Below are 13,792 nucleotides of genomic sequence, written 5' to 3' on the forward strand. Positions count from 1 at the left end.
CTGACGGTGTGATCGAGTACGCCGGGCGTATGGACCATCAGGTGAAAATCCGTGGTCTGCGTATCGAACTGGGCGAAATCGAAGCACGTCTGGCCGAGCACGACGCGGTGCTGGAAACCGTGGTCATCGCTCAAGACGGCTCGTTGCTGGTGGCTTATGTGGTGCCAACGGATGAAGCGCTGGTCGATGCCGATGAGCAAGCTCATCAGGCACTGCAGCGCCGCCTCAAGGTACACCTGAGCCAGCACTTGCCGGAATACATGATCCCGCAGCACTGGTTGCTGCTGGCGAAGATGCCGGTCAGCCCGAACGGCAAGCTCGAACGCAAGGCTCTGCCGAAGGCCGACCTGAGTGTCAGCCACAAGGTTTACAGCGCCCCGACCAGCGCCACCGAACAAGCGCTGGTGGCGATCTGGCAGAGCGTGCTCGGCCTGGAGCAGGTCGGCATTGACGACAACTTCTTTGAACTGGGCGGCGACTCGATCATCTCGATCCAGGTGGTCAGCCGTGCGCGTCAGGCCGGGATTCACTTCAGCCCGAAAGACTTGTTCCTGCACCAGAACGTGCAGAGTCTGGCGGCGGTGGCCAAGGTCGGCGTGGCCGGCCCGAGTATCGATCAGGGGCCGGTAAGCGGTGACAGTCCGCTGTTGCCGTTCCAGCAGTTGTTCTTCGACAGCGCCATGATCGATGCCCATCACTGGAACCAGTCGGTGTTGCTCAAACCTCGCGTTGTACTTGAAGCGGCGCACGTCGAGCAGGCCTTGCAGGCGCTGCTGGTGCAGCACGATGCCTTGCGTCTGTCGTTCCGCGAGCGCGACGGCGTGTGGGCCGCCACTCACCGAGCGCCACAGGCTGAAGCGGTGCTTTGGCAGCACGACGTGGCTGACGCCCAGGCACTGCAAGGACTCGGCGAACAGGCCCAGCGCAGTCTCGACCTGGGGCATGGCCCGTTGCTGCGTGCAGTGCTGGCGACCCTGGCCGACGGCAGTCAGCGTCTGTTGTTGGTAATCCATCACCTGGCGGTCGATGGCGTGTCGTGGCGAATTCTGCTCGAAGACCTGCAACAGGCGTATCAACAGTTGCAAGCCGGGCAGGCGATCAAGCTGCCGGCGAAAACCACGGCGGCGAAAAACTGGGCGCAGCGCCTGCAAAACTACGCCGCGAGCCCGGCGCTGCAAGCCGAGCTGGGCTTCTGGCAGGCGCAGCTCGAGGGCGCGAACGTGGGGTTGCCGCAAGACCATGCCGACGGCGCCTTGCAAAACCGTTACGCCGCCAGCGTCGAAACCCGTCTGGACAAAGAGCAGACCCGTCGTCTGCTGCAACAGGCCCCGGCGGCCTATCGCACGCAGGTCAACGATCTGTTGCTGACGGCGCTGGCGCGAGTCATTGCGCGCTGGACCGGTCACCCGTCGACGCTGATCCAGCTCGAAGGTCATGGCCGCGAAGACCTGTTCGACGACCTTGACCTGAGCCGCAGCGTCGGCTGGTTCACCAGCCTGTTCCCGGTCAAGCTGACCGCAACGGCTGACGTGGCGGAGTCGATCAAAGCGATCAAGGAACAACTGCGAGCGATTCCGGCCAAGGGCATCGGTTTCGGCGCTCTGCGTTATCTGGGCGATGCCGCCGCGCGCCAGACCCTGCAAGCGCTGCCGATGCCGCGCATCACCTTCAACTATCTGGGCCAGTTCGACGCCGGCTTCGCCGAAGATGGCGCTGCGCTATTCAGCCCGTCGGGTGAACCGTCCGGCGCCGAGCAAAGTCCGCTGGCGGCCCTGGGCAACTGGCTGACTCTCAACGGTCAGGTGTACGGTGGTGAATTGAGTGTCGGCTGGACCTTCAGTTCGCAGATGTTCGACACCGCGACCATTAAGACGCTGGCCGATGCCTACGCCACCGAGCTGAGCGCATTGCTGGAACATTGCTGCCAGCACGACAGCCACGGCGTGACGCCGTCGGACTTCCCGTTGGCGCAGCTGACGCAGTTACAACTCGATTCGCTGGCGCTGGCACCGCAGCAGATCGAAGACATTTACCCGCTGTCGCCGATGCAGCAGGGCATGCTGTTCCACACCCTGTACGAGCAACAGGCCGGCGACTACATCAACCAGATGTGCGTCGACGTTCAGGGGCTGGACATCGAGCGCTTCCGCGATGCCTGGCAAGCGGCGCTGGACACGCATGATGTGTTGCGCAGCAGTTTTGTCTGGGACGGTGAATTCCAGCGTCCGGTGCAGGTGATCCACAAGCATTTGCCGGTGCCCTTCACTGTGCTGGACTGGTCGTGTCGCGATGACGTCACGCACGCCGTCGTCGCGCTGGCCGAGGCTGAGCAGCAACAAGGCTTTGAGCTGGGCGCCGCACCGCTGTTGCGTCTGGTGGTGGTGAAAACCGCCGCCAATGCCTGCCGTTTGATCTACACCAGCCATCACATTCTGATGGACGGCTGGAGCAACTCGCAGTTGCTCGGCGAAGTCTTGCAACGCTATAGCGGTCACGCGCCGGCCGCGACTGGCGGACGTTATCGCGATTACATTCAGTGGCTGAACCGCCAGGATATGACGCTGAGCGAGACCTTCTGGACTGCACAATTGGCGGGCCTGCAAGAGCCGACCCGGCTGGCCCGGGCATTTGCTGCCGTGGCACCGCGCAGTGGCCATGACGAGCGTTTTCACGTGCTGGATACCGAGCGCACGCGCCGGCTCAATGAGTTTGCCCGTGGTCACAAAGTTACCCTCAACACCCTGGTGCAAAGTGCCTGGCTGTTGCTGCTGCAACGTTACACCGGGCTCGACACGGTCAGCTTCGGCGCAACGGTGTCCGGGCGTCCGGCACAGCTGGCGGGTGTCGAGCAACAGATCGGGCTGTTTATCAACACCTTGCCGGTGATCGCCACCCCGCGTGCCGAGCAACCGTTGAGTGAGTGGTTACAACAGGTGCAGGGGCAGAATCTGGCCCTGCGCGAGCAGGAACATACACCGCTGTTCGAAATCCAGCGCTGGGCCGGGCAGGGCGGTGAAGCGCTGTTCGACAACATCCTGGTGTTCGAGAACTACCCGGTGTCCGAAGCCCTGCAACAAGGCGCGCCGCAGGATCTGCGTTTTGGCGAAGTGGCCAATCACGAGCAGACCAACTATCCGTTGACCCTGGCGGTCAGCCTCGACGCGCAGTTGTCGATGCACTTGAGCTTCGACCAGGCGCAGTTCGACGCTCGCTCGGTCGAGCAACTGGCAGCGCAACTCGATCATTTGCTGCAACAGATGGTGCAGGCACCGGCATCGACTTGCCTCGGCGAGCTTTCACTGGTCGCCGGTCCATTGCTGGGAGTTGTCGATGCGCCGGCCAGCGAGCAATGCGTGCATCAGTGGTTCGAGCAGCAAGTGGCACAAACCCCTGACGCCATCGCACTGATGTTCGAAGACCGTCAGCTCAGCTACGCTCAGCTCAACGCCGCCGCCAACCGCGTTGCGCATGGTTTGCTGCAGCACAACGTGGGGCCGGACGTGCTGGTGGGGATTGCGGCGGATCGCTCGCTGGACATGATTATCAGCCTGTTGGCGGTGCTCAAGGCCGGGGGGGCTTATGTGCCGCTCGATCCGGAATATCCTGCCGACCGTCTGCTGGCGATGATCGAAGACAGTGGTCTGCGTCTGATGCTCAGCCAGCAACATTTGCTGCAACGTCTGCCTTCGGTGAGTGGCGTCGTCACGCTGGCGGTGGACGACGCGAGCTGGCCGCAGACCGAGAGCAATCCGTCAGTGACTGTCCACGGCCAGAGCCTGGCTTACGTGATGTTTACCTCCGGTTCGACCGGGCGACCAAAAGGCGTTGGCATCAGCCACGCCACACTGGCCCGGCATACTCGGGTGTCTGAAGCCTACAAGGGGTTGTCGGCCAGCGACCGGGTGCTGCAATTCGCTACGTTCAACTTCGACAGTTTTGTCGAGCAGGTGTACCCGGCGCTGATCTGCGGCGCGGCGGTAGTGTTGCGTGGCAACGAAATCTGGGACAGCGAAACGCTGTATCAGCAGATCCTCGACAAGGACATCAGCGTCGCTGACCTGACCACCGCCTACTGGAACGTCGTGGTGCAAGACTTTGCCGATCACGGCCCGCGCGACTATGGGCGTCTGCGTCAGATGGTGGTGGGCGGTGAAGCGATGCCGCCGCAAGGCATTGCGGCGTATCAGCGTGCCGGTCTGCAACAGGCGCAACTGATCAACGCTTATGGCCCGACCGAAGCGACGGTAACCACTACCGTGCTTGATTGCGGCGATTATGTGCAGGGTGACAAGCCGCTACCGGCGGCACTGCCAATCGGGTGCCCCTTGGCCGGTCGCTCGACTTATATCTGCGACAGTACCGGCCAGCCGGTGCCCGAGGGCGTGGTGGGTGAATTGCTGGTGGGCGGCGAACTGCTGGCGCGCGGGTATTTCAAGCGTCCGGATCTGACTGCCGAACGTTTCATTCCTGATCCGTTCAATGCGGCGGGCGGCCGCTTGTACCGCACCGGTGATCTGGCGCGGGTCAATGCCGAGGGCCTGATCGAATACGTCGGTCGTATCGACCATCAGGTGAAAGTACGCGGCTTCCGCATCGAACTGGGCGAGATCGAAGCCTGCCTGCTGCGCCAGCCTGCAATCCGTCAGGCGTTGGTGCTGGCGCAACCGGCTGCGGGCGGTCAGCACCTGGTGGCTTACGTTGTACCGCACGACAGTGCGGCGGCCGATGAGGCGCATTCGCAACAGGCCGAACTTCTGCGCGCACTGCGCGATGGCCTGAAAACCAGCCTGCCGGATTACATGCAGCCGAGCCACGTGTTGCTGCTGGCGCAATTGCCGATCGGGCCGAGCGGCAAGGTCGATCGCAAAGCGCTGCCACTGCCGGGCAGCCTGCTCTCGGACGCCACTTTCGTGGCCCCGCAGGGTCTGCTCGAAGAGCAGATCGCCGCCATCTGGCGGGAAGTGCTGGAGCGTGAGCAGGTCGGGCGTAACGCGCACTTCTTCGAGGCGGGTGGCCATTCGTTGCTGGCAACGCAAGCTGTGTCGCGACTGCGCAAGGTCACCGGGCTGACCGTGAGCCTGCGTGATCTGTTCGGTGCCCCGGTGCTCAAGGATCTGGCTGCCGTCATGCAGGCCAATGTCGGTTCGGCGCTGGCGGCATTCGATTCACGTCAGGTGGAGCTGACCGCGCACGGGGCGAAAACCACTGCACCGTTGTCGCTGGTGCAACGTCGTCTGTGGATTGCCGAGCAATTGTCCGGCGGTAGCTCCGCTTACGGCATGCCGATGGCGCTGCGCCTGCGTGGCGAGTTGTCGGTCGAGCGTTTGCTTGGCAGTTTCGTTGAGGTGGTGCGCCGTCATGAGGTGCTGCGCACTGCGTATGTGCAAGACGATGAAGGTGATCCGATTGCACTGATCGTCGACGAGGTCGAGCTGGACTTTCCGTTGATCGACCTGTCGGCGCTGTCGCGCAGTGATCAGGAAGAGCAGGTGGCGCAAGCGGTGCTCGACAACGCCAACACTCCGATCGACATGGAGCAGGCGCCGCTGTTGCGCGGACGCATTCTGCATCTGGGGCCGACCGAGCACGTGCTTCTGTATTCGATGCACCACATCATTTCCGATGGTTGGTCGATGGGCGTGTTGATCAATGAACTGGTGCAGATCTACGACCGCGTCAGCCAGGACCAGGCGCTGAATCTGCCGGCGCTGGCCGTGCAGTATTCGGACTTCGCCTTGTGGCAACAGGCGCTGGAACAACAGGGTGTGCTGGGCCAACAGGCCACCTTCTGGAAGGCGCAGTTGAAGGGCTATAACGGCCAACTCAGCCTGCCGATGGACAACCCGCGCGGGACGGTTGCGTCCTACGCCGGTGATGCGGTGCAGTTCGCCCTGGGCCGCGAATTGAGTCGTGGCGTGAAGGCATTGGCTGCGCGTTCGGGTGTCACGCTCTACAGCACGTTGCTAGCGTCGTTCCAGGTGCTGTTGCACCGGGTCGGCGCGGGTTCGGATGTGCTGGTCGGTGCCGACGTCGCCGGGCGCGAGCGGGCGGAGTTGGAACGCTTGATCGGCTTCTTCGTCAACGTGCTGCCATTGCGTTCGCAATTTGCCGCCGATGCCTCGTTCGGCGGTTTCCTCGCGCAGACCCAGGCGACGTTGCTGCAAGCGCTGGAGCACCAGGACCTGCCGTTCGACATGATCGTCGACGCGTCCGGTGTGCCGCGTCACAAAGGCATGAACCCGCTGGTGCAGGTGCTGTTTGTGATGAATAACCTGCCGGGCCGCACCCAGGCCATGGGCGGTTTGCAGGTGGAAGCGCTGCCATTGCTGCAGACCCATTCTAAATTCGACATGGCATTGTTCGTTGACGAAGAAGAAGGGCAATTGCTGGGTAATTGGCAATTCGCCACAACCTTGTTCGGACACGAGCGCATTCAGTACCTGGTGAAGGCCTGGATAGCCCTGTTGGAACAGATCGTCGCTGATCAGGACATTCAATTGGGAGCTATCAGCATGCCAGTGGACAATTTAGCAGTGGCCGCCAAACCCGCTGCCCCCGGACCCAAGGCCGACAAACTGGGCAAGTTCCTCAAGCGCGGTGCCGCACCGGTGGCCAAGGTTCGCCCGACGCCGATTCGCGAATCGCTGATCGCCGCGCCACAGCCGTTCCCGTTGCTGATGGAACCGAACGAGCCGCAATTGGACTTGATCGAGTGGATCAAGCGCAACCGACCGCTGATCGAAGAAAAACTCGCGACGCACGCCGGCATTCTCTTCCGCGGTTTCGAACTCGACGGCATTCAGGGCTTTGAAGCCTTCGCCGAAGCGATCCAGCCGGGCCTGTACGGCCAGTACGGCGATCTGCCGAAGAAAGAGGGCGGCAAGAACACGTACCGCTCCACGCCGTACCCGGAACGCAAGATGATCCTGTTCCACAACGAGAGCTCGCACCAGGATCGCTGGCCGCGCAAGCAGATGTTCTATTGCGAACAAGCGGCGCCGGTTGGCGGTGCAACGCCGGTGGTGGACTGCCGTCTGATGTACGAAAAACTGCCGGCAGATTTGCGTGACAAGTTCGAGTCCAAGGGCTTGCTGTATGTGCGCACTTTCACCGACAACCTCGATGTGTCGTGGCAGCACTTCTTCAAGACCGAAGACCGCGCCGAGGTGGAAGCACGTTGCCGCGCCGGGGGGATCGAATGGCGCTGGCTCGACAATAACGAACTGCAAACCCGCACACCGGGGCCGGCGATCATTCGTCACCCGATCACCGGCGCCAAGTCGTTCTTCAACCAGGTGCAACTGCACCACATCTACTGGCTGGAGCCGGATGTGCGTGAAGACCTGTTGTCGATGTTCGGCCCCGAGCGCATGCCGCGCCACGTGTATTACGGCGACGGCACACCGATCGAAGACGACGTGATGCAACGCATTGGCGATCTGTATGAAGAGTGCGCCGTGCGCTTCGACTGGCAAAAGGGTGACGCCATTCTGCTCGACAACATGCTGGTGGCGCATGCCCGTGACCCTTTCGAGGGGCCGCGCAAGATTGTCGTGGCGATGGGTGACATGTACGACCACGGCGATCTGCAAAACAGCCGTGGCGAGGCGGTTCGCCAACCCGTGGTGAACACCGAGGAGAGCGGGGCATGAACGAAATGATGGATCAAGAGGACGTGGGACAAGCGTTGACCCCCGAGCAACAGATGCTCTGCGATCAATTGCCCAAAGCGGCGTGCTGGGCCGATGCCGCACGTTTTCTGCGCATCGACATCGGTGGCGTGTTGGCGCCACAGCGTCTGCAGGCAGCGTTTGACAGCCTGCTGGCGCGTCAGCCGATGCTGCTGGCGCGACTGGCCAAGGCCCCGGGTTTTCACGGTTTGCGGCAATTTACCGGCGTCGGCGAACCTTTTCCGCTCACCGTACAGACGGCACCGGCCAGCGAGGCCGACATTCAGGCGCAAGTGACCGAGTGGGCTCAGCGCGCATTTGTGCCCGGTGAGTCGGCAGCCCTGCAGGCGGTGCTGTATGCGCTGCCGGACCAGCGTTGGACGCTGGTGCTGGGCGCGGCGCGTTGCAGTCTCGATGACCGCGCGCTGGCCTTGATCCATGAGCAATTACTGCTGGCCTATGAACACGGCGAGCTGCCGGAAGACGAGGAGGCGGGTGAGTTCTCGCAGTATCTGGAATGGCGCAGCGAGGTGATTCTCGATGAGGACGCCGCCACCGCTCGCACCTATTGGCAGGAACACCTCAAGGGAGTCGATGCAGCGTTGTCGACACCTTGGCTGGCCGCGCGTCGAGCCGATGCTGTCGCCAGTGAAGCGGCAACGTTGCACACGTCGCTGGATGCCGCGCTGGTGACCGGTCTGCAAAACCTTGCGCAATCCCTTGAACAAACGTTGACGCTGCTGATGCAGAGCGCCTGGGCGCTGTTGCTGGCGCGTTTGAGCGGTCGCGACGAAGTATTGCTGGGCTGGCGTCACGATGGTCGTGAAGATTACCCATATTTCGCTGGCGCGGTCGGCGTCTTTGAAAAAACCTTGCCGCTGAATCTGCCGGTCAACACTGAACAATCGTTCGCTCAGTGGCTGCCGAGTCTGGCAGCACATCTGGAAGAACATCGGACCTGGCAGGAATACTGGGCGCCGGAACTGCAACCGGCGGCGGCACGTCCGGCCTATGGGTTTGCCGTACAGCATCTGTCACCAGCGCAGTCGGTAGCGGCGCTGCAGTGGTCGGCGCAAGGCGTGGAGACAGGACGCGGTGACGTATTCGAGTTGCTGATGCAACTGCAGCAGACAGCTGAGGGCGATGTTCGAGGTCTGGCGCTGGAGTACGCCGTGCAGCGTTACAGCGCGGCTTCGATGCAGGTTTTGCTCGAACAATACCGCACGCTGCTGGGCAATCTGCTGGACGATGCCAACGTGCCGCTGGGGCAGGTCAGCCTCCTGAGCGAGGCTGAGCGTCAGCGTGCCCTGGCGTTCAATCCAGCCGCTCAGGCATGCGCCGATACACGTTTGTTGCCGCAGCGCATTGCCGCGTGGGCGCAATCCACTCCCGAGGCGCTGGCACTGACCGATGAAGCCGCCAGCCTGACGTATGCGCAGTTGCAGGCACAGGTCGAACGACTGGCGGCGGCCCTGCATGCCGAGGGCGTGAGCAGTGGTTCGGTGGTCGCACTGGCGTTGCCGCGTTCGGCAGCGCTGGTGGTGGCGATGCTCGCGATCTGGCGTGTCGGCGCAGCGTATTTGCCGCTGGATCGGCAATGGCCGCTGGTGCGTCAGCAGTTGATGCTGGAACAGGCCGGCGCTGAATGGCTGTTGGCCGAGCCGGCACAATTGAGCGAATGGCCTGCCAGTGCAATCAACGTGCGCACGCTCGAGCAGTTGCTGGAAAACGCCGCCGCAGCGGCACCTGAACGTGAAACTCAAGGTGCTGATCTGGCTTATGTGCTGTTCACTTCCGGTTCGACCGGCGTGCCGAAAGGCGTGTTGATCGAGCATCGGCAACTGTTCAACTACACCGCCAGCGTCAGCGCGGCGCTGGGTCTGAATGCGCTGCGCCACTTCGGTTTCAGTTCGACCGTGGCGGCGGATCTGGGCAACACCGCGCTATTCGGCGCCTTGTTCAACGGCGCCGCGTTGCATGTGGCCAGCGACGAGCAGATGCAGGACGCGCGATTGTTCGCCGAGTACCTGCAACGTCATGCCATCGATTGCCTGAAGATCGTCCCGTCGCACCTCGCCGCGTTGCTCGACAGCGACACCGCGTGCCTACCGCAAACGCTGGTGCTGGGTGGCGAAGCGATTGCCGCGCCGCTGCTGCAACGCATCGCTCAGGTGCGCGATGATTGTCAGGTGTTCAACCACTATGGCCCGACCGAAACCACGGTTGGCGTGCTGGTGCACAAAATTGTGCCCGGGCAGGATGCCGGGCGGCTCGGCCAGGTGCTGGACAACAATAATGTCTACGTGCTCGACACTCACCACCAATTGGCACCGGTAGGCGCGCTGGGCGAGCTGTACGTGGGCGGTGCGCAGTTGTTTCGCGGGTACGTCAATGTCGAGGCCGAAGACGGTCTGCTGATCGACAATCCGTTCATCGAGGGTCAGCGCTTGTACCGCACAGGTGATCTGGCGCGCTATCTCGCCGAGGGTGGAATCGTCCTGCACGGTCGCCGCGATCATCAGATCAAGGTGCGGGGCTTCCGCATCGAGCTCAGTGAAGTCGAAGCGCAGCTGCTGCGTGATCCGGCAGTGGCCGAAGCGCTGGTCATCGCTGGCGACAGCGCCGAACAGGGTTTGCAGGCATTTGTGGTCGCACGTCACGGACTGTCGGCCGATGGCCTGCGCGAGCAACTGGCGCAGCAATTGCCGGCGGTGATGGTGCCGCAGCAGATTCGTTTGCTCGAACGGCTGCCACGTCTGGCCAACGGCAAAATCGACCGCAAGGTCCTGCAGCAACTGGCCAGCCAAGGCATCGAGGACGATTACCTGGCACCGCGCGATGCGCTGGAACAATTGCTGGCCGGGCGCATGGCGCAGTTGCTCGGGCAGGAGCGGCTGGGCGTCGAACGCGACTTTTTCGCCGCCGGTGGGCATTCGTTGCTGGTGATCAAACTGGTGGCAGGCATCCGCAAGCTGCTGCAGTGCGAGATCCATCCGGGCGTGGTCTTCGACCATCCGACCGTAGCGGGTCTGGCACATGCACTGCGTAGCCAGGAAGCAACGCCGGGGCAATTGGACAAACTGGCCCAGGCGCGGGTGCGGCTGGAATCGATGAGCCCGGAAGAGAAAGCGTTGCTGACCGAAAAGGCTCGTCAGTTACAAGCCGCCAAGGTGGCCCAGGACGTCTGATAGCTCATCGATAAAGAAACCGCCGCCTGACCGCGGCGGTTTTTTTAATTTATTTCACAAATGATAAACAAACGCATTCCGGTTTTATCGGTGTGTACCGTCTTACTAACGTAAGCGCGTGAAGCAACTCGCAAAAGGGTCTTTGCCGTTGGCTGGGACCACGCGGCGACACACGGATTTTTCATGCATTCCCATCACCGGCCCGCGCCTGGCGCGTGCGACTGCTGCCCGGGGAGGGGCCAGTCGATCGATTCACATGAGTGAACGATTGCGCGGCGGGTGTGCATTTTCAAGGGCGCCTGGCGGCCCGCTGGCTTTTCCACTTCGACCAATAATAGAGAGCACAATGTCCGCAATTCACGAATTGAAACCCCTGTTCAAAGCCTTGGTGATGTCCCGAACGTTGCGCTCGCGCTCCGTGATGGCGGGATTGAGCATGGCGTGCCTGTTGCCGCTCAGCGCTCAGGTGCACGCCGAGGACAAGTCTTTCAACATCGCGGCTCAATCGCTGCCCCAGGCTCTGCAAGCGTTCGGCGAGCAGAGCAACATGCAGGTCATCTACAACGCCGATGACATGGCTGGCCTGAAAAGCTTTGCGGTCAAAGGCTCCATGACGCCTCAGGCGGCGATCGGCGAATTGCTGCGTGGCACCGATGTGCGTTTCACCGTGGAAGGCAACACCCTCATGCTGGTGCGCAGTGGCACCACCAAAGGCATGGAGCTGGGTGCCACCACCATCAACGCCGCCGCAATGGGCGCCACCACCGAAGGCACCAACTCCTACACCACCGGCGCGGTGACGATTGGCAAGGGCCAGCAGAAACTCAAGGATATCCCGCAGTCGGTCAGCGTCCTGACCCGCAAGCGCATGGATGACCAGAACGTCACCAACCTGACCCAAGCCGTTGAAGCCACCACCGGTCTGACCGCGCTGAAATCGCCTGGCCCGGGTATTTTCATCTACTCCCGTGGTTTCGACATCGAAGCGATCCAGTACGACGGCGTGCCGATCCCGCGTAACGTTTATGCGCTGGGTAGCTACATCACCGAAAACATGGCGATCTACGACCGCATGGAAGTGATCCGTGGCGCGGCCGGCCTGTTGCAGGGTGCCAACAGTCCCGGCGGTGCGATCAACATGGTGCGCAAGCGCGGTCAGGCGACGCCGACTGTCACCCTGACCGGCAAGGCGGGTAGCTGGGATCGCTATGCCTCGCAGGCTGACGTTGGCGGCCCGTTGAACGATGCCGGTACCATTCGCGGCCGTGCGGTAGTCAACTACGAAAAAGATCACTCGTTCACCGACTACGCCTGGAACTGGGAACAGACCGTCTACGGCGCTCTGGACTTCGATCTGGACGAAGACACTGTGCTGGGTATCGGCTTCAGCAACAAGAAGAGCCACGGTCGTCCGTACCTGCTGGGTCTGCCGCGCTACGCTGACGCCAGCAACATCAATCTGCCGCGTTCGACTTATACCGGTGCCACCTGGAACCGTTCGATGAACGACCAGACTGCCGTTTACGCTGACCTTGAACACCACTTCAACGACAGTTGGAAAATCAAGGCATCGGCCATAGCCATGAACGAATCGAACGAGGCGACCTACCAGTTTATCGCTGGCGTGGTTCCGGTCGGTGGAAGCACCGGCCCGCGTTTTTCCGACTACGCGACGGACTTCGCCAACAAAAACCGTGCGTTCGACGTGTACGTCGATGGCCAGTTTGAGGGCTTCGGTTTCAAACAGGGTCTGACCGTGGGTGCCAACTACTCCAAGTTCACCAGCGACGACAAATACGCACGCCAGTTCACCCCGGGCGTAGACGTCTTCGACATTGATCACAACCGTCCGCAAAAATCATTCGACATGATCGCTGACGCGGCCAACCTGGCCGTGAGCACCTACGATGTTCGTCAGAAAGGCATATACGGCAGCTGGAAGGTCAACCTGACCGAGCCGTTGACCCTGATCCTGGGCGCGCGCACCAGTTGGTATGACTTCTCCTTTGACCAGGACAACTACTTCGCCCGCGAACTGCAGGAAGGTGGCGAGAAAAACTCGATCACCAGCACCGGTCGTGTGACCCCTTACGTCGGCATGGTGTATGCGCTGAACGAGCAATGGTCTGCTTACGGCAGCGTTGCCGAGGTGTTCATCCCGCAAACCCAGTTGACCAAGGAAAAGACTGCGCTCAAGCCTGTCGAAGGCACCAACTATGAGCTGGGTATCAAGGGCGAGCTGATGGATGGCCGCTTCAATACCTCCCTGGCATTGTTCCGTTACATCCAGAAAAACCGCGCGGTCTCCGATCTTTCCACCGATATCGAAAGTCCGGAAGCCTGTGGCGGCTGGTACTGCTCGTTGGCGTCGGGCAAGGTCCGCAGTCAGGGTCTGGAAGCGGAAATTGCCGGTGAACTGTTCGATGGCATGCAGATCTCCAGCGGCTACACCTACAACACAACCAAGTTCCTGGAAGATGCCGAGCTGAAAGGCAAGCGCTTTGCCACCGGCACACCCATGCACATGTTCCGCCTGTGGGGTGATTACACCCTGCCGGGTGACTTCAACAAAGTCAGCGTTGGTGCCGGTGTAAACGCCCAGAGCAGCACGCTCAGCTTCGACCGCAGCTTCGATCTGCCGGGCTTCGCCATCTGGGGTTCGCGCGTTGCCTACCAGGCCACCGACGAGGTCAACCTGGCGGTCAACCTGAACAATATGTTCGACAAGCGTTACATCGTTCCTGCCTTCGCCCAGATCAACAGCAACAGCTACTACGGCGACCCGCGCAACGTAATGTTCAGCGTGACGTACAAACCGCAGTTCTGATCCGCCGCGCAACACCCGACCCGGCCTGCGATTGCAGGCCGGGTTTTTTTCGCCTCGCGCGGACCCACAAATACCTCCGAGGCTTGCAAGGCCCGGCTGCACGCCCC

At 61.7% G+C, this 13,792-nt stretch carries 3 protein-coding genes; all 3 read left to right on the plus strand.

Features of this window, described 5'->3' with window-relative positions:
• The coding region (locus EJA71_RS04165; protein WP_256671474.1) for a non-ribosomal peptide synthetase at positions 1 to 7,652 on the plus strand (7,652 nt) is incomplete at its 5' end.
• Entirely contained in the window at positions 7,649 to 10,858 is a 3,210-nt protein-coding gene (locus tag EJA71_RS04170) for an amino acid adenylation domain-containing protein (protein WP_158954557.1), read from the plus strand. The genes EJA71_RS04165 and EJA71_RS04170, both read left to right, overlap by 4 nt.
• Positions 10,859 to 11,204: 346 nt before the next feature.
• A complete protein-coding gene (locus tag EJA71_RS04175) occupies positions 11,205 to 13,685 on the plus strand; it encodes a TonB-dependent siderophore receptor (protein ID WP_008088613.1) in 2,481 nt (826 codons plus the stop codon).
• Positions 13,686 to 13,792 lie beyond the last annotated feature (107 nt).

The sequence above is a fragment of the Pseudomonas sp. PB106 genome (assembly GCF_009764645.1).
Taxonomy (GTDB): Bacteria; Pseudomonadota; Gammaproteobacteria; order Pseudomonadales; family Pseudomonadaceae; genus Aquipseudomonas.

Excerpts from the sequence above, each read along its gene's own strand:
- EJA71_RS04170 (WP_158954557.1), top strand. The coding sequence starts at position 7,649 with ATGAACGAAATGATGGATCAAGAGGACGTGGGACAAGCGTTGACCCCC.
- EJA71_RS04175 (WP_008088613.1), top strand. The coding sequence starts at position 11,205 with ATGTCCGCAATTCACGAATTGAAACCCCTGTTCAAAGCCTTGGTGATG.